This window comes from Rhizobium sp. YTUHZ045 (assembly GCF_051124255.1).
GTDB lineage: Bacteria > Pseudomonadota > Alphaproteobacteria > Rhizobiales > Rhizobiaceae > Rhizobium.
Window position 1 is genome coordinate 3371904 of sequence record NZ_CP101432.1, and the last position, 19527, is coordinate 3391430.

At 61.2% G+C, this 19527-nt stretch carries 18 protein-coding genes; 5 read left to right on the forward strand and 13 right to left on the reverse strand.

Annotation, left to right across the window (positions count from 1 at the left end; genetic code table 11):
* Positions 1–66 precede the first annotated feature (66 nt).
* The 13 genes from NMA58_RS16755 to ybgC all read right to left on the reverse strand — a co-directional run bounded on the left by NMA58_RS16755 (position 67) and on the right by ybgC (position 14400).
* Entirely contained in the window at positions 67–1245 is a 1179-nt protein-coding gene (locus tag NMA58_RS16755) for a phosphoserine transaminase (protein ID WP_085779314.1), read from the reverse strand.
* A 190-nt stretch (positions 1246–1435) separates the two neighbouring features.
* Entirely contained in the window at positions 1436–2272 is an 837-nt protein-coding gene (locus NMA58_RS16760; protein WP_430957916.1) for an outer membrane protein, read from the reverse strand.
* A 258-nt stretch (positions 2273–2530) separates the two neighbouring features.
* A complete protein-coding gene (gene glmM / locus NMA58_RS16765) occupies positions 2531–3883 on the reverse strand; it encodes a phosphoglucosamine mutase (protein ID WP_011426682.1) in 1353 nt (450 codons plus the stop codon).
* 240 nt (positions 3884–4123) lie between these two features.
* A complete protein-coding gene (gene ftsH, locus NMA58_RS16770; RefSeq protein ID WP_085779317.1) occupies positions 4124–6055 on the reverse strand; it encodes an ATP-dependent zinc metalloprotease FtsH in 1932 nt (643 codons plus the stop codon).
* Between the two features lie 97 nt (positions 6056–6152).
* Positions 6153–7610: a tRNA lysidine(34) synthetase TilS gene (gene tilS / locus NMA58_RS16775; RefSeq protein WP_434711351.1), complete on the reverse strand. Its 1458-nt coding sequence runs from the start codon at positions 7608–7610 to the stop codon at positions 6153–6155.
* Positions 7611–7621: 11 nt separating this feature from the next.
* Complete coding sequence (gene ybgF, locus NMA58_RS16780) at positions 7622–8608, reverse strand: tol-pal system protein YbgF (protein WP_434711352.1); 987 nt, start codon at positions 8606–8608, stop codon at positions 7622–7624.
* Between the two features lie 159 nt (positions 8609–8767).
* Positions 8768–9304, reverse strand: coding sequence for a peptidoglycan-associated lipoprotein Pal (gene pal, locus NMA58_RS16785; RefSeq protein WP_064804779.1), 537 nt, complete (start codon positions 9302–9304; stop codon positions 8768–8770).
* Positions 9305–9456: 152 nt separating this feature from the next.
* Positions 9457–10767 (reverse strand): Tol-Pal system beta propeller repeat protein TolB, encoded by a 1311-nt coding sequence (gene tolB, locus NMA58_RS16790; protein ID WP_434711355.1) that lies wholly within the window; start codon positions 10765–10767, stop codon positions 9457–9459.
* Between the two features lie 22 nt (positions 10768–10789).
* Positions 10790–11233, reverse strand: a complete 444-nt coding sequence (locus NMA58_RS16795; RefSeq protein WP_434711356.1) for a hypothetical protein — start codon at positions 11231–11233, stop codon at positions 10790–10792.
* Positions 11234–12379: a hypothetical protein gene (locus NMA58_RS16800; RefSeq protein ID WP_434711358.1), complete on the reverse strand. Its 1146-nt coding sequence runs from the start codon at positions 12377–12379 to the stop codon at positions 11234–11236.
* Positions 12380–12387: 8 nt separating this feature from the next.
* A complete protein-coding gene (tolR, locus tag NMA58_RS16805) occupies positions 12388–12843 on the reverse strand; it encodes a protein TolR (protein WP_008536277.1) in 456 nt (151 codons plus the stop codon).
* 18 nt (positions 12844–12861) lie between these two features.
* Positions 12862–13581: a protein TolQ gene (tolQ, locus tag NMA58_RS16810; protein WP_004671617.1), complete on the reverse strand. Its 720-nt coding sequence runs from the start codon at positions 13579–13581 to the stop codon at positions 12862–12864.
* A gap of 363 nt (positions 13582–13944) precedes the next feature.
* On the reverse strand, positions 13945–14400 hold the full coding sequence (ybgC, locus tag NMA58_RS16815; protein WP_085779323.1) for a tol-pal system-associated acyl-CoA thioesterase: 456 nt from the start codon (positions 14398–14400) through the stop codon (positions 13945–13947).
* Positions 14401–14562: 162 nt separating this feature from the next.
* Between ybgC and NMA58_RS16820 the strand changes: the two genes are divergently transcribed.
* The 5 genes from NMA58_RS16820 to NMA58_RS16840 all read left to right on the forward strand — a co-directional run bounded on the left by NMA58_RS16820 (position 14563) and on the right by NMA58_RS16840 (position 19457).
* Entirely contained in the window at positions 14563–15783 is a 1221-nt protein-coding gene (locus NMA58_RS16820; RefSeq protein WP_434711361.1) for an NAD-dependent epimerase/dehydratase family protein, read from the forward strand.
* 385 nt (positions 15784–16168) lie between these two features.
* A complete protein-coding gene (locus NMA58_RS16825; protein ID WP_434711363.1) occupies positions 16169–16993 on the forward strand; it encodes a glycosyltransferase in 825 nt (274 codons plus the stop codon).
* Positions 16990–17910 (forward strand): NAD-dependent epimerase/dehydratase family protein, encoded by a 921-nt coding sequence (locus tag NMA58_RS16830; protein ID WP_430957925.1) that lies wholly within the window; start codon positions 16990–16992, stop codon positions 17908–17910. Before NMA58_RS16825 ends, NMA58_RS16830 begins: the two co-directional genes overlap by 4 nt.
* A gap of 131 nt (positions 17911–18041) precedes the next feature.
* Positions 18042–18629 carry a 5-formyltetrahydrofolate cyclo-ligase gene (locus tag NMA58_RS16835; protein ID WP_430957926.1) on the forward strand — a complete coding sequence of 196 codons (588 nt, stop codon included), beginning with the start codon at positions 18042–18044 and terminating at the stop codon, positions 18627–18629.
* A 3-nt stretch (positions 18630–18632) separates the two neighbouring features.
* Positions 18633–19457 (forward strand): TIGR00282 family metallophosphoesterase, encoded by an 825-nt coding sequence (locus tag NMA58_RS16840; protein ID WP_085779327.1) that lies wholly within the window; start codon positions 18633–18635, stop codon positions 19455–19457.
* Positions 19458–19527: the final 70 nt, after the last annotated feature.

Genomic DNA, 19527 nt, shown 5'->3' on the forward strand with positions numbered 1-19527 from the left:
TCAAAAGTGTTCAGCGATGATTGAAATCAGGGGCTCCGCCCAGTGGCGGAGCCGGATGCGATCACGTCAGGCAGCGGCCTGAGCGAGCTGCGCCTTCTGCGTTTCGAAAGCCCAGGAAAGCCAAGGCATCAGCTTCTGCATGTCGGATGCCTCGATCGTGGCGCCGGCCCAGATGCGCAGGCCCGACGGCGCGTCGCGGTAATGGCCGATGTCATAAGCGACACCTTCTTTTTCCAGGAGGCCGACGAGGCCCTTGGCGAAATTCGCCTGGCTGTCGTCATCGAGCGCGGTGATGTCCTTGTCGACAATCTTCAGGCAGACGGAGGTGTTGGAGGCCGTTTCCGCCTTGACGGCGAGATTGGCGATCCAGTCGTTCGCCGCGACGAAATCGTGGATGACCTTGGCATTGGCATCGGCACGAGCAATCAGCGTCTGGAGACCGCCGATTTCCTTGGCCCAGAGCAGCGCGTCGATATAATCCTCGACGCAGAGCATCGAAGGCGTATTGATCGTCTCGCCCTGGAAAATGCCTTCAGTCAGCTTGCCGCCCGAGGTCATGCGGAAAATCTTCGGCAGCGGCCAGGCGGGCGTGTAGGTGGTGAGACGCTCGACGGCCCGCGGCGAGAGAATGATGACGCCATGGGCGCCCTCACCGCCCAGCACCTTCTGCCAGGAGAAGGTGACGACGTCGAGCTTGGCGAAATCGAGCTCCTGGGCAAAAGCGGCCGAGGTGGCGTCGCAGATCGTCAGACCCTTGCGGTCGGCTGGAATGAAATCGGCATTCGGCACGCGCACGCCCGAGGTCGTGCCGTTCCAGGTGAAGACGACGTCGCGGTCGAAATCGACGGCGGATAGATCGGGAAGCTCGCCGTAGCCCGCTTCGAGCTTGCGCACATCCTTGAGCTTCAGCTGTTTGACCACATCGGTGACCCAGCCGGCGCCGAAGCTTTCCCAGGCGAGCATGTCGACGCCGCGTTCGCCGAGCAGCGACCAGAGCGCCATTTCGACGGCGCCGGTGTCGGAAGCCGGCACGATGCCGATGCGGTAATCCGCCGGCACTTCGAGAATTTCACGGGTAAGGTCGATGGCCTGCTTGAGCTTGGCCTTGCCGACCTTCGCGCGGTGCGAACGGCCGAGGGCCGCGTCGGAAAGGGCTTCGAGCGACCAACCGGGGCGCTTCGAGCAGGGGCCAGAAGAAAAATGGGTATTGTGCGGACGGATGTCCGGCTTTGCGGTCTTCGCCATGATGCTATCCTCTCAGATAGAAAGCCCTTCGTTGGGGAAGGGTGTCCCGCCGCCGTGTGTATGGATCGGAAGCGTCATAGTCAAGATCGAAGTGTCGCAAGCTGTGGATATTTTGACGCAGGCAGGGTGGCGAAAAAATGAAAAAGCCGCCCGGCACGAGGGCGGCTTTCTGATGCGATGGTTGATCGGCCTACTTGTAGACCGGCTGCTGCAGCGGGATTGCCGGCGGCTCGTAGGCGACCGGCTGAGCGCAGCCACCGAAGAGGTAGCGGGCGCCCACGCGGGCTTCATGGGCGTTGAGGCCCCTGTCGCGGCCCGGGCCGCCATTATCGGCGTAGCCGAACATATTGCCGCCGTCGATATGCAGATAGCGGTAACCGACGTCGGCCTTGATGTTGCAGGTCACGTCGATCGAGGCGCCGGCCATAAGCGCATAGGTGAAGCGCCAGTTGCCCTTGCCGCCATGGGTCACCTCATCGTCGCAGAAGCTGCCGTCGTCGGCGCAGGCGACGTTGCGCAGGTTTTTCCACTTGACGTAGGAACCGCCGATACCGGCGCCGACATAGGGCGTCACATAGCCGTAGGTGCCGAGATCGACATAGGCGTTGGCCAGTAGTGTGTAGGCGGTCAGCGAAGAGCGGTCGCTCGAGGTGCAATCCACCAGCGGGAAGCCGCACTGCCCAGATGTCGAGCCCTTGAAATCCGCCTGGGTGAGATAGTCGAAAGTCAGATCGGTGCGCAGATAGCTGTTGATCTGGTAACCGACACCGCCACCAACCGTCCATGCGTCATCGAGATCGGCGTCGTCGAAATCGACCTCCGTGGCGTTGCTGCCTTGGAAATAGCGCGCGCCGCGCAGATCTGTGAAAGCATAACCGACATCGCCGCGCAGATACCAGCCGGTCGCTTCGCTGACGGTCACCTCCGGCGGCTGCTCCGGAATGGGCTCGGCAGGCGCGAGATCCGCAGAATAGGCATTTGTCGCTATCAAGAATGCGGCGAGGACGCCGGACAAGCTTCTTTTCATGGATTTCACTCCAAAATCCCGTTGCGTCGGCAAGCTCCGTCGCTGCCAATCTGATACGCTTTGCATGGATAATGAATTGGAAACGTTAAAAGCTGCTTAACCACGCTTGTTTACTTTGATTTCAAGCATCTCGGCCGCATGAAACAGAAGATCGACCGCGTCATGAAATGGTTTGCGCAGAGATACATGCCACCCGCGTACGCAACAAAAAAAGCCGGCGCTCACGCACCGGCCTTTTGATTGTCTGTTCTCGCAGGGTCAGGCAGCGGTCCGGACATTCGAGATCGTGCCGATCAGCTCGTTGACGATGCGCTCGATCTGGGCGCGGTCGTCGCCCTCGGCCATGACGCGGATCAGCGGCTCGGTGCCGGAAGGCCGGATGACGAGCCGGCCGTTTCTGGCGAGCTCGGCTTCGGCATCGGCGATCGCCTTCTGGACCTGAATATCCTCCAGCGGCTTGCCACCGCTGATGCGGACATTGCGCAGGAGCTGCGGCACCGGCTCGAAGCGGCGACAGACCTCGCTGACGGTGCGGCCGGTGCGCTTGACCGCGGCAAGGATCTGCAGCGCCGCGACCAGACCGTCGCCCGTCGTCCCGTAATCCGAAAGCACGATATGGCCCGATTGCTCGCCGCCGACATTGTAATTGTGCTGGCGCATATGCTCGACAACGTAGCGGTCGCCGACCTTCGTGCGGGCAAGCGCCATGCCGCGTTCGTCCAGGAAACGCTCGAGGCCGAGATTGGACATGACGGTGGCGACGATGCCGTTGCCGCGCAGCTGCTGGCTCTCGGCCCAGCTCTCGGCGATGACGGCCATCAGCTGGTCGCCGTCGACGATCGAACCGTTCTCATCGATAATGATGACGCGGTCCGCGTCGCCGTCGAGCGCGATGCCGATATCGGCGCGAACCTCGTCGACTTTCTTCTGCAATGCGACGGGGCTGGTGGAACCGCAATTGAGATTGATATTGGTGCCGTTCGGTTCGTTGCCGATGGTGACGACATCGGCGCCGAGTTCCCAGAGCACGGCGGGCGCCACCTTGTAGGCAGCACCATTGGCGCAATCGATCGCCACCCTCAGTCCCTGCAGCGTCACGTCGCGCGGCAGCGTGCGCTTAGCATGTTCGATATAACGGTCATGCACGCCGTCGACGCGCTTGGCCCGGCCGATATCGTCGGATTTGGCAAGCTGCGCGTTCAGGTCCTTTTCGAGCAGGTCCTCGATCTCGGCCTCGATGTCGTCCGACAGCTTGTAGCCGTCGGGACCGAACAGCTTGATGCCGTTATCTTCATAAGGATTGTGCGAAGCAGAGATCATTACGCCGATATCGCAGCGCAGCGAACGCGTCAGCATGGCGACGGCAGGCGTGGGGATCGGGCCGAGAATGAAGGCGTCGAGGCCCGCAGCCGTAAAGCCTGCCACCATCGCATTCTCAAGCATATAGCCGGAAAGGCGCGTATCCTTACCGATGACGACGCGATGACGGTGGTTGCCCCGGCGGAAGATCGTGCCGGCGGCGATGCCGACCCGCATGGCAAGATCCGGTGTCATCGGGAAGACGTTGGATTGACCGCGAATACCGTCCGTACCGAAATAGCGTCTTTTCATCTGCACTCCTGCGCTTTGGCGCGCCATTCAAGGCAGCGCATCGTTCCAAGCAAATCCGGCTTCAATGGATTGTCGTCAGTCCAGGAGCGTGATTCATGCTTGCTTCTCTTCAGCGGAATGCCACAAATTGTGGCAATCGGCACGTAAATTAGCGAGAAAAATGATTATATCCCGTTACCAATGAAAAAGGCCGGATCTCCCATCGCGGAAATCCGGCCTTTTTCGAGATCGTGTCGCAGCTCAATGCGGCTGCGGTTCAAGGCCGCCCTCGGGCTCATCGCCCTTGGTGGCTGGCCGCACCCCAGCCTTCGGAACGGCCGATCCGCGGCTCGGCGGCGAATCGTCGCCGAGGTCGCGGGACGGCTTCTCGCCGCGGATCAGAGCCTTGATCTCATCGCCGGTCAGCGTTTCGTACTCAAGCAGGCCTTCGGCAAGCGCGACGAACTCATCGTGCTTTTCCGTTAGGATCGTGCGGGCCTGGTCGTAGGCTTCGTCGATCAGGCGGCGCACTTCATTGTCGATCTTCTGCGCGGTCGCTTCCGAAACATTCTTCGACTGCGAAACCGAGTGACCGAGGAAGACTTCCTGCTGGTTCTCGCCATAGGCGACCTGACCGAGCTGGTCGGAGAAGCCCCACTGCGTGACCATGGCGCGGGCAAGCTTGGTCGCCTGCTCGATGTCGGAGGAGGCGCCCGATGTGATGTTCTCCTTGCCGAAGGTGAGCTCCTCGGCGACGCGCCCGCCCATCATGATGCAGAGGCGCGAGACCATCCATTTGTAGCTCATCGAGTAGCGATCGCCCTCGGGAAGCTGCATGACCATGCCGAGCGCACGGCCGCGGGGAATGATCGTCGCCTTGTGCAGCGGGTCGGCAACGGCGACGTTGAGCGCGGTGATGGCGTGGCCGGCCTCGTGATAGGCGGTCAGCTTCTTCTCCGCTTCGGTCATTGCCGAGGAACGGCGCTCGGCGCCCATCATGATCTTGTCCTTGGCGTCCTCGAACTCCTGCATGGTGACGACGCGCTTGTTGCGGCGGGCAGCCATGAGAGCGGCTTCGTTGACGAGGTTCATCAGGTCGGCGCCGGAGAAACCGGGCGTGCCGCGGGCGAGAACCTTCAGATCGACATTCGGCGCCAGCGGAACGTTGCGGGCATGCACTTTGAGAATGCGCTCACGGCCGACGATGTCGGGGTTCGGTACCACGACCTGGCGGTCGAAACGGCCGGGGCGCAGCAGCGCGGGATCGAGAACGTCAGGGCGGTTGGTGGCAGCGATCAGGATCACGCCTTCATTCGCCTCGAAGCCGTCCATTTCGACGAGCAACTGGTTGAGCGTCTGCTCGCGTTCATCATTGCCGCCGCCGAGACCGGCGCCGCGATGGCGACCGACGGCATCGATTTCGTCGATGAAGATGATGCAGGGCGCATTCTTCTTCGCCTGCTCGAACATGTCGCGCACGCGGCTTGCACCGACGCCGACGAACATCTCGACGAAGTCGGAACCGGAAATGGTGAAGAAGGGCACGTTGGCTTCGCCGGCGACCGAGCGGGCGAGCAGCGTCTTACCCGTGCCAGGAGGGCCGACCAGCAGCACCCCGCGCGGGATCTTGCCGCCGAGACGCTGGAACTTCTGCGGATCACGCAGGAATTCGACGATTTCCTCGAGATCCTGCTTGGCCTCGTCGACGCCGGCGACGTCTTCAAAGGTAACGCGGCCATGCGCTTCCGTCAGTAGCTTGGCCTTGGATTTCCCGAAACCCATCGCGCCGCGCGAGCCGCCCTGCATCTGCCGCATGAAAAACAGCCAGACGCCGAGAATGAGAAGCATCGGCAACAACGTGCCGAGATAGCTTAAAAAACCCGAAGAACCATCCGTTTCGGGACGGGCGGACACCAGCACATTCTTCTGCTGCAGGCGATCGAGCAGGCTGTCGTCGATGACAGGCGAATAGGTCTGGAAGGTGGAGCCATTTTCAACATAGCTTCCGGAGACCCGGTTGCCCGTGACCACGACTTCCTTCACACGGCCCGCATCAACCTCACGCAGAAACTGCGAATAAGGGATATCGCGGGAGCCCGTCTGCGCCGGCGCCGTCTGAAACATGCTGAAAAGGGCGATCAGCAAAAGCGCGATGATCGCCCACAATGCGAAATTACGTAAGTTAGGGTTCATTGAACTCCCCAGCACTGCAACAGCCGCCTCATGGCGACCGTCTTATTAGGTTCTAACATAGGGTTGCCCCGCGCTATTGCCAAGGCAATCCCCCAAGTCAGATGGTTTTTCCGTCAATACTTCTTAAAGGCAGCCCCGCATAGGGCGCCATCGCGAAAACCGCCGAAAGCCTGTCGGCAAAGATGAAATCAAATCGTGTCAAAAAGCGGTCGAAGGGTGCGAAATAAGGCGTCAGTTCAACCATTGAAGCGGATTCTGGAGATAAATAGGCTCCATCTGAGGATAAGGCAGGCGCCGACGCGATTGCGCGTTTCCATGCGGATGTGGGAAGCCCCCTGCCTCGCCCTCCCTCATTCCTGTGCTCGTCACAGGAATCCAGCGCGCCCAAGTCCTTGGGCGCAGAAGACTCGTTACGCATCGGTGAGTCATTCACCGCGCCGACGCGCGGTGGCTGGATTCCAGGCACAGGAATGAGTGAGGAGCGCGCGGCCTGAGCTTCCACCCTCATGGTCGTTCCTAATCGGTTTTCAACAAGGAACCTGCCATCCCAAACCCCCGTCTCCCCCGACTGCAATATCAGCGGCACCATCCCTCGGTGCTCGCGCGCCAGATAAAGCCCGTCGCGCCTCAGATCGAACACCACTCTGCCGGCGGTCATCCGTCCCGGCGCGCTGCTGCCGGCGGCGAATGCGAGAATACGTTCCATCTTCACCCTGCCCGGCGCGAATGGCTGCCCGCCGAATACCGCCGTCAGGCGGCCGAGCGTATAGTCCAGGACCGCTCGGTCCTGCCGCAACCCGCCAGGCACCACCTGCCCAAGCACGCCGCCGTGAAGCTGGAAATGGCGATCCAGCCATTCGGCGGCTCGAGACGAGAGAGTGAGCCGCTCCGCCCAGGCGGCGCGTATATCCTTCTCCACAGATGTATGGGCCGAAAGTTGCCGGCGCATCCGCACACGTTCGTAATTCGTATCCTCATTGCTCGGATCGTCGATCCACCGCACGCCCCGCGCCCGCAGGAAAGCGCGGATATCCATCCGAGTGGAAAATAGAAGCGGGCGCAAAATCCAGAATCGCCGGTCGAAAAGCACGGCATCGGCGATACCGGTCGAAACCTGCTCCGTTCGCATGCCACGCATGGCAAGCGTTTCGCGCTGGTCGTCAAGCGTATGGCCGGTGACGATGAGGTTGGCGCCGAGCGCTTCGGCCGCCTCGGCTAGAAGGCTGTAACGGGCCTCGCGTGCCGCGGCCATGATGCCGGTTTTCGGTTTTTCGCCCTGCCATGTGGCGCTCATATGGGAAATGCCGAGGGCTGCACAGAGGGCTGCGACCTCTCGCGCCTCGTCTGCGGAACCGGCACGCAGCGCGTGGTCGACGGTCGCGGCACAAAGGGAAATTTCAAGATGGGGCGCGGCCTTTACGACTTCATCGAGGAGGAGAAGCAGGCCGGTAGAATCGCTGCCGCCAGAGATCGCGACGAGAATGCGCGCAGGACTTCGAAGCGATGCGAGAAACTGGCGGATCGCCTGTCGAGGCGATGCGGCGTCCGGAGACATTCCGGAAGACCTCAGCAGGCGAGGCGTTTCTGTTCGCTCGCAACCTTGCTTATGACGGCGCGTGACGCCTTCGGATAACGCTTCGAGACTTCGCGCAGGGTCGCGCAGGCGGTTTCCTTGTTGTCGAGGGCAGCAAGCGACATGCCAAGCTTCAACAGCATTTCCGGCGCCTTTTCCGAGCTGCCGTATTTCTGATGTGCGTTGAGGAAAGTCTTGGCCGCCTCGTTATATTTGCCCTGCGAATAGAGCGCTTCGCCGAGCCAGAAATTGGCGTCCGCCGCGCGTGCGCTGCTCGGGTAACGGGCGATGTACTGATTGAATTCCTGCTCGGCCGTGCTGTAATCGCCCGAGAGCACGTGGCCGTATGCTGACTTATACTGATCCGCCTCGCCGCCGAGTGAGGCCGTCTGCTGCGCCGTGCCGCTGTTGGCAGTGGGAACCGGGCCGGATCCGATGGTGGCGTTTTCATCGACGCTTCCGCCGATCGCATTGCCGTTCTGGTCGAACTCGATCGAGCCGAGCTGCTTCGGCGGCTGTCCGAGGCCGGTATTGGCAGGCACATCGGTGGAGGGAGCCGTTTCGGCCCCCTGCGGTGCTTGAATCACTCTGGCGACGTCGTCGCTGCCGGACGCTGCCGGAGCGGCATCGGTCTCGCTCTTTTTGACCGGAGCCTTGGCGCCGCCACCGCTACCGGTTTTTTCGAGCTGCTGGAAGCGGAATTCATTGTCTTCCTGCTGCTTGCGGATCGTCTCCTGCATCTGCAGAAGCTGAAAGCTCATCTCCTCGATTCGGCCATTCAGCTGCCGCATCTGCTCTTCGAGCTGCTGCACGCGGATTTCCGCGTCTCCGCTCTGCACCTTGACGACGGGCGGGGCCGGCTGCTGTTCCGCGGATCGGCCGCCGAGATGCAGCCCGAAGAACGAGGCCGAATAAGCCGTCCGTTCGCTCGCGGTGATAGCCGCCAGGCACAGCATGCCTGCCACGACAAGTTTCTTCATATGTATCGTCCTGTCCCAGTGATTCTTCGCGCCATGAGGCACGAACAGGAGATTTTTCCAATTGCTGTCAAAAAGCAACGGAGTCTGGCCAAAGTGTGGTCAAAAAGAAAGGCGGCCCGCTGCGGGACCGCCTCTGCGAAAACGAATTATATCCGAAGATTACATGCCGGCGCCGCCGAGCACGGTGACCGCGCGGCGGTTCTGCGACCAGCAGGAAATATCGTCGCAGACGGCGACCGGACGTTCCTTGCCGTAGGAGATCGTCTTCATGCGCTGTGCCGGAACGCCGCGCGAAGCGAGGTAGTCCTTGGTGGCAGCAGCGCGACGGGCGCCGAGTGCGAGGTTGTATTCGCGGGTGCCGCGTTCGTCGGCATGGCCTTCAACGGTGATCTGGTAGTTCGGGTAACGACCGAGCCACTGTGCCTGACGGTCGAGCGTCTGAGCGGCATCGGCGCGGATCGACGTGGAGTCGGTATCGAAGAAGATGCGGTCACCGACATTGACCGTGAAGTCCTGGGTCGAGCCCGGCGTCGCGGCGCCTGCGCCGAGACCCATGTCGCCGGCGCTGTTCGGCATGCCGCCGTTCTTTTTGTTGGCGCAACCCGCAAGCGCGAGACCGGCGACGAGCGCGATCATGACGGGGTTGCGGGCGAAATTCTGCATGCGGCTCAGTGCCGGGGTATGAATTCGGCTCATGGCCGGTCTCCTTGCGAGTTCATCAGGGTTTCCGGACAGTAACCGCACTCGGTTAACCGCCCCTCAAAGATTATGGTTAACAGTTTACTGATTTGTCCCGTGCCGCCCGGTTTCCACGACTTTGAGGCGACATAAAGGCAGTGATGCACTCGCTACTCCAGCAGCGGCGACCAGGCCGGGTCGGAAGCATAGCTCGGCGTCTTGACCAGCTGCTCGTTGTAACCGGTCAGATCAATCGAATAGAGTTGCGGGCCACCCGCGCCTGCCGCTTGGCGGAAGAACATCAGCACCCGGCCGTTCGGCGCCCAGGTCGGGCCTTCATTGTGGAAGCCGGACGTCAGGATGCGCTCGCCCGAGCCATCTGGCTTCATCACGCCGATCGAGAACTTGCCGCCGGACTGTTTGGTGAAGGCGATGAGATCGCCGCGCGGCGACCAGACCGGCGTCGAATAGGAGCCGTCACCGAAGGAAATGCGGGTCTGGCCCGAGCCATCGGCGTTCATCACGTAGATCTGCGGCTTGCCGCCGCGGTCGCTTTCGAAGCTGATGCGGGCACCGTCAGGCGAATAGGAGGGCGAGGTGTCGATCGCCGCCGTCGAGGTCAGCCGCGTCGTCGTGCGCGAGCGCAGGTCCATCGTATAGATGTTGGAATTGCCTTCCTGCTGGAGGCTCATGATCACCTTCTGGCCATCCGGCGAAAAACGCGGCGAGAAGGTCATGCCGGGGAAGTTGCCGACGACTTCGCGCTGCCCGGTTTCGAGCTGCAGCAGATAGACGCGCGGCTGCTGGTTGGCGAAGGACATGTAGGTGACTTCCTGCCGGCTCGGCGAGAAGCGCGGCGTGAGCACGAGGTCGCTGCCATCCGTCAGCATCCGCACGTTGAAGCCGTCCTGATCCATGATCGCCAGCTGCCGCTTGCGCTGCTGCTTTGTGCCGGATTCGGAGACGAAGACGACGCGGGTGTCGAAGTATCCCTCTTCGCCGGTGATCTGCTTGTAGATCGCATCGGCAATGATATGGGCGACACGCCGCCAGTTCTCCGGCTGCGTATAGAACTGCTGGCCGGTCATCTGCTGGCCGGCGAAGGGGTCCCAGAGACGGAATTCGGCGCGAAGACGTCCATCCGCCTCCTGCGTCACACGACCGGTGACCAGCGCCTGGGCGTTGATGACCTTCCAATCTTCGAACCGCGGCGCGGCATCGGGATTGGAAATCTTCTCAATGAAGGCACTCTTGTTGATCGGCGCGAAGAGGCCGGAACGCTGCAGGTCGGCTGCAATCACCTGCGAGACCTGCGCACCCATATCGCCCTGCAGGAAGTCCGTCACCGCAATCGGCATCGGCTGGACGTTACCTTTTCGAAGATCGAGGGTGACCAACGCGTTCGCCGGCGTCGTAAAGGCTGCGACCCCAATCAGGCCTGCAATGACCATCAGAGCGCGGATGAGGGAACACTTGACCATATCAAACAAGCCTTTCAGCATCTTATTGGGTAAGAGCGCTGGTGTCGAAATTAAAAACAATTTCCTTCCAGACATCGTATTTATCTTTCGGAAGCATCGTAAAAGGAGCTGCGCGACGAACTGCGCGGAGGCCGTCGTCGGCAAGACTTTTCTGCGCACGCTCACTGCCACCGGTGACCTGCACATCAGGGTTGCCTACAATCTGCCCGCCTCTGGTTAGCTTTATGTGGATCATCAAACGCGCGTTGCCGATGTCCTTCGGGCGGCCGTGAATGGAAAGTTGACGTTCGATCGAGTGCACAACCGCCGTGATTTCAGCCTGGCTGAGGATCGGGGCGCTTGCGCCGTTTCGGGGATCAGCCGTTTCCGCATTTGCATCGAAGGGAAATGCGAGGCTAAGGATCGCCCCTGTCAGCACCGCGTATACCCCGAAAGCCTTCGCGAGACGGATCGAATTCCTCGCCATTTAAATTCCCATATCGCTGGGATGAAAGTTAAGGACGACCTCGTTCCATACGTCATACTTGTCCATCGGAAGCGTCGTGTGGAACGAGGGAGCAGATTTCATCACGGCACGGTAAGCGCCACTTTCAAGCGCACGACGTGTTGAATCGGTGCTGCTTCCGCCGGACGACTCGATGTCAGGCTGGCCGATAATGTTTCCATCTTTGTCGAGCTTGAAACGCACCGTGATGACCATGCCGGAAAGGCCTTCCATTCCCGGAGTGATAAGCCAGTTACCCTGGATCAACCCCTGTAGCGCATCTTGTTCGCTTTGGCTGAGCTTCGAGCCACCATTGCTCTTCTTCGCCCCCAGCGAGGCCTCCTGCGTCGAGCGCTTGGCGCCGCCGGCGGAAGGATCGGTCTTGTTCAGCAGAGCCGAAATCTCATCGGCATTGAAATCGCTCTTCATCGTCGAGGCCGATTTCGCCACTTCCTGCTTCTTGTCGGCCTTCTTCTTGTCCGTCGGTTTTTCGGCAGCCTTGGGTTCGTCCACAGGCTTCTCAGGCGGCTTCTCGGCAGCTTTTTGGGGCTCAGGCGGCTTTACCTGCGGCTTGACGACCGGTGTCGGTACGTTGTCCGGCAACGCCTCGGCATCCGGCTTCGGCGGCTCTTCCGGCTTGGCCTGCTCTTCCGGCGGCTTCTCCTCCGGCTTCGGCGGCGTTACCTCGACCGGTTTCGGCGTCGGAATGGAAGCGACTTCCTTCGGCTGCTCGACCTCGGTCTCTTCCTTGTTGACTTCCTTGACGTCGTTCGGCTTGGGATCGATTGTCGGCAGTGGCTTCTCGCTCGAATTTGCCGCCGCAGCTTCGCTGTTGCTGGGCTTGGCGTTCGGGACCGGCGGCGTCTTCAGATCCGCATTGTTGTCGCCGGCATTTTCCGCAGGCTGCGCGATCGGCGGCCGTGTCGTCGGTACCGGGGCGGACGTCTCCTTCTTCGGAGCCTTCTTGTCGCCCTGCTGCATCTGGGTGATGGATTCCACCGGCACGAGATCGACCGGCATCGCCTCGAAATCCTCGACCTTGAAGGATTCTGGCGCACTCAGCGACACCATCGCCCAGGTGAGCACCAGGCAATGCAGAACAGCAGATGTGACGACGCTAGTCTTCATCTTGAACGCTATTGGTCCTTCTTCTGCTGCGTCACGAGGCCGATATTCTTGAAACCGGCCCCCTGGATGCGAGCCATCACGTCGGCGATGACACCATAAGGCGCCGTCGCGTCGCCGCGCACGAAGATGCGTTCATTGTAGCCGGTGGTAGCGATCGCCTCGAGCTTGGCGGCGATCTCGGCGGCCGGGATGGGAGTTTCCTGCAGGTAGACTTCGCCGGAGTTCTTGACCGAGATCGTGATCGGCTGCGTCTCGGAATTCAACGCCTTAGCCTGCGTTTCTGGCAGGTCGATCGGCACGCCGACGGTCATCATCGGTGCTGCGACCATGAAGATGATCAAAAGCACGAGCATGACGTCGACAAGCGGCGTCACGTTGATTTCGGAGATCACTGCCTTGTTCCGACCGCCGCGACGGCGGCGTCCGCCGCCTCCGCCGCCATTGCCTCCAACAGCCATACCCATGTGAGAATACTCCGTTGGTTACTGCGCGGCAGCGCGGGGCTGCAGCTTCTCGTCGATCTGGCGCGAAAGGATGGCGGAGAATTCGTCCGCGAAACCCTCCATGCGCGCCGAGAGCTTGCCGGCATCGGCAGAGAACTTGTTGTAGGCGATGACGGCCGGAATAGCGGCGACGAGGCCGATCGCGGTGGCGAGCAATGCTTCAGCGATACCGGGTGCGACCACCGCGAGGTTCGTCGATTTCGAGCCGGCGATCGCCTGGAACGAGGTCATGATGCCGACGACCGTGCCGAAGAGGCCGATGAACGGGCCGGCTGAACCGATGGTGGCGAGTGATCCCAAACGGGCGCCGAGATATTCGGTTTCACGGGCGAGCGTCACGTCCATGGCGCGGTCGATACGCATCTGCAGGCCGATCGGCGAGCGGGCTCCGCGTTCGAAGGATTTCTTCCATTCGCGCATGGCTGCGACGAAGATCGACGCCAGGCCGGTGTTGTTGCGTTCGGACAGCGAACGATAGAGTTCTTCCAGCGACTGGCCCGACCAGAAAACCTGTTCGAACTTGTCGAACTGGCGCCTTGCGCGGCCATAGGCCAGATACTTGTCGATGACGATCGCCCACGTCCAGACCGAGGCCGCGATGAGCCCGAGCATGACGAGCTTGACGACGATGCCGGCCTGCATGAAAAGCGACCAGAGGCTGACGTCCGTCGTGGCTGCTGCCAATCCTACTTGTTCCATTGATCCAAAATCCCCGAATCCAAACGCCCGGCGCTGGACCGGGCGGCACAAAATGATCTCGCAAGAAGTGTCCGGGACCGCCGCCCAAAGCCCTGGTCAAGCTTCCAAGCTCTTCTTCCGCCTTCTTGCCGTCAAATTTGGTCAAAGGAAGGCGTGCACCGCACAAACTCCGACTTTCCCAGTAAGACACTATTATGGTTAATAGATCGTTAGTGCCAGACGATGACAGAAAGCCTGTGTTCGGAAGCTTTTGTTCCATGGATTACTTGACCGGAGCATGGTCCGGCTGCCGAAAGAGCGCTCATCCTGCAGCGCGGGAATTCCTTCACATAAAGTTCAAGTTTTGACAAGGCCGATTCGGAACTACAGCGGCCGGCTGCCTTCCAGGAACTTTGCCGCCAGCGTTTCGGGCAGCCGCCGCGGCCGCCCCTTGGCGTTGATGACGGCGATGATCACCTTGGCTGCAATCAGCAGAGTTTCGCCTGACCGGATCTGCTGGTTGAGCACCATCTTGGCGCCTCCGGCCTTTTCAGTATGCGTCAGGATCGTCAGCACGTCATCCATGCGCGCGGGGCTCTTGAAGTCGATCTCCATGCGGTGGACGACGAAGACGAGGCCTTCTTCATCGGCGCTGACGAGCTCGCGCTGCTCGACGCCGAGGCAGCGCAGATAATCGGTGCGGCCGCGCTCGAGGAAATGCAGGTAGCGGGCGTGATAGACGAGGCCGGAGAAATCCGTATCTTCATAATAGACCCGCTGAACGAGGCGATGCCCGGCCTCCGTCAGCTCTCCCGAGATGGAAAAAGGGCGTTCGGTCATAATTTTCTCCAAAGTGAGGTGCCCTCTTTGGCGCAACGTTTGGCGGCAGGCAAGCATTGAATGCCGGGCCGTCCGGCATTCAATGCGCCGCCGGCAGGCATTGAATGATTGTCATAATTCCTAACTATTCCCGATAATAGCGACCGATCAGGAGACGATGCGATGAAGATTGCGGTTATGGGCGGAGACGGTTTCATTGGTTGGCCCACCTCGCTCCACCTTTCCGATGCCGGTCATGACATCCATATCCTCGACAATCTCTCGCGCCGCTGGATAGACACCGAACTCGGCGTTCAGTCGCTCACCCCGATGGATTCGATCCAGGAGCGCACGCGCATCTGGCACGCAGAAACCGGACGCCGTATCCACTTCAATCTGATCGATCTCGCTAGGGATTACGAACTTCTGAAGAAATGGCTTTCGGAACACCGGCCTGACGCGATCGTCCATTTCGCCGAACAGCGGGCCGCGCCCTATTCGATGAAGAGCGACCGCCATAAGAACTACACGGTCAACAACAATGTCAGTGCCACGCACAACCTCCTGAACGCGCTGACCGATCTCAATCTCGACGCCCACCTCATCCATCTCGGCACCATGGGCGTCTATGGCTATTCGACGGTCGGTGCAGCCATCCCCGAAGGCTATCTGCCGGTCAGCGTTGAAACCGTGGACGGCGAAACGGTCAGCCAGGAGATTCTCTACCCCTCCAATCCGGGCTCGATCTACCACATGACCAAGTGCCTGGATCAGCTTCTCTTCCAATTCTACGCCAAGAACGACGGCTTGCGGATCACCGACCTGCACCAAGGCATCGTCTGGGGCACGCATACCGAGCAGACGCGCCGCCACGCGCAGCTGATCAACCGTTTCGATTACGACGGCGATTACGGCACGGTGCTGAACCGTTTCCTCATTCAGGCAGCGATCGGTTATCCGCTGACGGTGCATGGCACCGGTGGCCAGACCCGCGCCTTCATCCACATCCAGGATTCGGTACGCTGTATCGAGCTGGCGCTGAAGAACCCGCCCGTCCGCGGCGCCCGCGTCGAGATCTTCAATCAAATGACGGAAACCCACCGGGTGCGCGACCTGGCCGAGATGATCGCCAGAATGAGCGGCGCCAAGATTGCCTGGCTGCCGAACCCGCGCAAGGAGGCTGCCGAAAACGAGCTGATCGTCCGGAACGAAAAGTTCCTCGACCTTGGCCTTGAACCGACCACGCTGGAAGCCGGGCTGCTGGGCGAAATCGTCGACGTGGCGAAGAAATTCGCCTATCGCGTCGACCGCTCTCGCGTGCCGGCCGTCTCCGCCTGGACTAAAGACATTGCCGCGACGCTCAATCACGATCCGGAAGGCAAGCGGCTGAAGTCTGTGTCGTGAGCGCTGAGATGACGAACGCCAGAGGGTTATCGGCCGACCCGAAAACTCCCCCACATCACGTCAGTTCAACCAAGGGCCGGCATCTCATTCGGACTCGCCAAAGAGGAAAGGTCGCGGCTTGCTCCCTCATCTCCCCAGCGGGGGTCCAAAGGACGGGTCGAGACCCGCGGCTCGGCCCCGGGCGGTGGCCCGCAGGGTCGGATGAGGGGGCCACACGGCACGCCATACATTGCCTTTTGCTCGCGCTCAGAGCATTCGCTCCTGTCGTCGCTCACCCCCTCAACCGCCTGCCGGCACCTTCTCCCCGCTGGGGAGAAGAGACGCGTAGCAACGCCTTGCCGTCTCTCTTTCGCCGAAGCGAGATTTATCGGGGCAGTCAAATCCGATGAGCCGCTCGCCCGTCTTCGCCTACGTCACCCTCGCCACCAATGCTGACTACGCTATGGGCGCCACCGCCCTGGCGAAGTCGCTTCGCCGAACCGGTACCAATGCCGATATCGTCGTCCTGCACACCGGCGGCGTCGACGTGGCCGCCCTCGCTCCGCTGAACGCGCTCGGTTGCCAGCTCGTTGAGGTCGAGCACTTGCCGCTCTCCGATGCCTTCAACGAGCGCCACGCCCGCGGCCATCTCCACTCCGCCGCCCCCTTCACCAAAGGCCGCAAGCCGGAGTTCCATTCGCCGCTCGACAATTTCTGCAAGCTCAGGCTCTGGCAGCTGGTGCAGTATGATCGCTGCGTCTTCATCGATGCCGACGCCCTGGTGCTGAAGAACGTCGACAGGCTCTTCCTCTATCCGGAATTTTCTGCCGCTCCAAACGTCTATGAAAGCCTCGCCGACTTTCGCCGCTTGAATTCCGGCGTCTTCGTCGCCACGCCGTCGCATGACACATTCGGGAAAATGCTCGAAAGCCTCGACACGCCCGAGGCTTTCTGGCGACGCACCGACCAGACCTTTCTGCAGACGTTCTTCCCGGAATGGCACGGCCTACCGGTCTATTTCAACATGCTGCAATATGTATGGTTCACCATGCCGGAGCTTTGGGACTGGAAGAGCATTTCGATCGTGCACTATCAGTATGAAAAACCGTGGGAAAAGGATCATCCAAAGGCAAAACAACTACAACCATTGATCGACCTGTGGCACAATATACACGATCATGGCGACTTGCCTGAGATCACGGCGCTGGGAAATCCGGAAGGGACGGCATGAAAGTATTGGTATCCGGGGGAACGGGTCTCGTCGGCCGGTACGTCGTCGAGGAGCTGTTGGCCGCCGGCTATCAGGTGATTGTCGGCGGGCGCCGGGCGCCGCTGCCGCGTTTCTTCTCTCGCCCGGTCGAGTTCGCAGCACTCTCCCTCGATCCCGATAAGGATCAGATCGACGTCTTCGACGACGCTTACTTCTTCGTGCACGCCGCCTTCAGCCATGTCCCCGGCAAATATCGCGGCGGCGAGGGCGACGATCCCGAGAGCTTCCACAGATTGAACCTCGACGGCACCGTCCGGCTCTTCGAAGCGGCCAAACGCGCCGGCACGCGCCGTTGCGTCTTCCTGTCCAGCCGCGCTGCCTATGGCGATCAACCGCCGGGAACCGAGCTTGTCGAAACGATGCTTCCAAAACCGGAGACGCTCTACGGCCAGGTGAAACTCGACGCCGAAGGCGCGCTCAGCCATCTCTCGACGCCGGGTTTTGCCGGCGTAAGCCTGAGGGCAACTGGTGTCTATGGCGATCTCCCACCGAACAAATGGGATGGCCTCGTCGCCGATTATCTCGCCGGCCGGCCGGTCGCTGCTCGCGCCGGGACGGAGGTTCATGGTCGCGACCTCGGCCGCGCGGTGCGGCTGATGCTGGAGACGGAAAGCACCCGCATCTCGGGCGAAGTCTTCAACATATCGGACATAACAGTCGACACGCGCGACATTCTCGCGGCTATCCGCCGTGAAACGAGCTGTCCCCACGCTTTGCCGGCCACCGCCGACAAGGCTGCCCTCAATCCGATGAACACGGCGAAAATCCGTGCGCTCGGCTGGCTGCCAGGTGGAACTCCTCTGTTCGAGGAAACGATGCGGTGGCTGGCGGCCGCCTTGCCGGTGTCGCCGCGGCACGAATCTGCGCAGTATCGATAGGCATCCTCGTCTGACGATCGGTAACCGCAGGGTGATACGACGTGAAACGGGTGCAGCCCTGTCGCAGCCGGCATTTGCATCGGGTCTCCAGCCGGCTATGCTCGGTTAGACCTCTCAATTCGGCAGATCGAATGACCGCAAAAGAACTGAAAGCGCAGCTGCGCAACGAACGGCTGGCCGCCCGCGACGCCATCGCTCCTGAAGAGCGCATCTCCAAAAGCCTTGCAATGGCCGATCACGCCGGCGAGGCGGTCGCCTTCGAGGCGGGCACCATCATCTCCGGCTTCCTGCCGATCCGGTCGGAGGCCGATCTTAGGCCGCTGATGTCGCGCTTTGCAGCACGCGGCGCGCGGCTCTGCGTGCCGGCGATCCTCGACAAGCAGACCATCGTCTTTCGCGAATTGGCGGAAGGCGCACCGCTTGTCGCTACCGGTTTCGGCACGGTCGGCCCAACCGAGCATGCCGCCGTCCTCGATCCCGAGATCATGCTGGTGCCGCTTTCGGCTTTCGATGTCAGAGGCCACCGCATCGGCTACGGCGCCGGCCACTACGACCGCGCCATCAGCCGGCTCAGAGAGAAAGGCCTGCACCCCAAGCTGATCGGCATTGCATTCGACTGCCAGGAAGTGGCACATGTGCCCGACGAGCCGCATGACATAAGCCTGGATGCCATCCTGACAGAAAGCGGCCTTCGCTTTTTTGCTTCTTGGATTGGATAGGGAATGCGTCTGCTTTTTTTGGGTGACATGGTCGGCAAGACGGGACGCACGGCGGTCTGGGACCGCCTCCCCGGCCTGATCTCCGACCTCAGGCTCGACTTTGTCGTCGTCAACGGCGAGAATGCCGCCGGCGGCTTCGGCATCACCGAGGACATCTTTCTCGAAACGATCAATGCCGGCGCCGATGTGGTGACGACCGGCAATCACGTCTGGGACCAGAAGGAAGCCGTCGCCTTTGCCGGGCGGCACGATCAATTCCTGCGGCCGGCCAACTATCCGCAAGGCACGCCCGGGCGCGGCTCCGGCCTTTTCTATGCCAGGAACGGTGCGCGCGTGCTCGTTGCCAATGTCATGGGCCGCGTCTTCATGCATCCGGAACTCGACGACCCCTTCAAATCGGCGGAAGCGATCCTCGATGCCTGCCCGCTGAAAGAGCAGGCCGATGCAATCGTCTTCGATTTCCATGCAGAAGCGACCAGCGAGAAGCAATGCTTCGGCCATTTCGTCGACGGCCGCGCCAGTTTCGTCGTCGGCACCCACACCCATGTGCCGACCGCCGATGCGCAGATCCTGAACGGCGGCACCGCCTATATGTCGGATGCCGGCATGTGCGGCGACTACGACTCCTCCCTCGGCATGGACAAGGAGGAGCCACTCAACCGCTTCATCTCCAAGATGCCGAAGGGTCGCATGGAAGCGGCAAGCGGCCCGGCGACGATCTGCGGCGTCGGCGTCGAGATTTCCGATGCCACCGGACTGGCCGAAAAGATCGCGCCGCTTCGGCTCGGGCCGCGTTTGGCCGAAACGGTGCCGGAGTTCTGGCGGTAATCCAGCCGCTCCAACACGCAATTGTGAGCATCGCGGCTCTGGACCGCTGCGACCTCATGACGCATCCTCC

Excerpts from the sequence above, each read along its gene's own strand:
- ftsH (WP_085779317.1), bottom strand. The coding sequence starts at position 6,055 with ATGAACCCTAACTTACGTAATTTCGCATTGTGGGCGATCATCGCGCTT.
- tilS (WP_434711351.1), bottom strand. The coding sequence starts at position 7,610 with ATGTCTCCGGACGCCGCATCGCCTCGACAGGCGATCCGCCAGTTTCTC.
- NMA58_RS16830 (WP_430957925.1), top strand. The coding sequence starts at position 16,990 with ATGAAAGTATTGGTATCCGGGGGAACGGGTCTCGTCGGCCGGTACGTC.
- NMA58_RS16840 (WP_085779327.1), top strand. The coding sequence starts at position 18,633 with ATGCGTCTGCTTTTTTTGGGTGACATGGTCGGCAAGACGGGACGCACG.
- tolQ (WP_004671617.1), bottom strand. The coding sequence starts at position 13,581 with ATGGAACAAGTAGGATTGGCAGCAGCCACGACGGACGTCAGCCTCTGG.
- ybgF (WP_434711352.1), bottom strand. The coding sequence starts at position 8,608 with ATGAAGAAACTTGTCGTGGCAGGCATGCTGTGCCTGGCGGCTATCACC.
- pal (WP_064804779.1), bottom strand. The coding sequence starts at position 9,304 with ATGAGCCGAATTCATACCCCGGCACTGAGCCGCATGCAGAATTTCGCC.
- ybgC (WP_085779323.1), bottom strand. The coding sequence starts at position 14,400 with ATGACCGAACGCCCTTTTTCCATCTCGGGAGAGCTGACGGAGGCCGGG.
- NMA58_RS16825 (WP_434711363.1), top strand. The coding sequence starts at position 16,169 with ATGAGCCGCTCGCCCGTCTTCGCCTACGTCACCCTCGCCACCAATGCT.
- NMA58_RS16755 (WP_085779314.1), bottom strand. The coding sequence starts at position 1,245 with ATGGCGAAGACCGCAAAGCCGGACATCCGTCCGCACAATACCCATTTT.
- NMA58_RS16760 (WP_430957916.1), bottom strand. The coding sequence starts at position 2,272 with ATGAAAAGAAGCTTGTCCGGCGTCCTCGCCGCATTCTTGATAGCGACA.
- tolR (WP_008536277.1), bottom strand. The coding sequence starts at position 12,843 with ATGGGTATGGCTGTTGGAGGCAATGGCGGCGGAGGCGGCGGACGCCGC.
- tolB (WP_434711355.1), bottom strand. The coding sequence starts at position 10,767 with ATGGTCAAGTGTTCCCTCATCCGCGCTCTGATGGTCATTGCAGGCCTG.
- NMA58_RS16835 (WP_430957926.1), top strand. The coding sequence starts at position 18,042 with ATGACCGCAAAAGAACTGAAAGCGCAGCTGCGCAACGAACGGCTGGCC.
- glmM (WP_011426682.1), bottom strand. The coding sequence starts at position 3,883 with ATGAAAAGACGCTATTTCGGTACGGACGGTATTCGCGGTCAATCCAAC.
- NMA58_RS16795 (WP_434711356.1), bottom strand. The coding sequence starts at position 11,233 with ATGGCGAGGAATTCGATCCGTCTCGCGAAGGCTTTCGGGGTATACGCG.
- NMA58_RS16800 (WP_434711358.1), bottom strand. The coding sequence starts at position 12,379 with ATGAAGACTAGCGTCGTCACATCTGCTGTTCTGCATTGCCTGGTGCTC.
- NMA58_RS16820 (WP_434711361.1), top strand. The coding sequence starts at position 14,563 with ATGAAGATTGCGGTTATGGGCGGAGACGGTTTCATTGGTTGGCCCACC.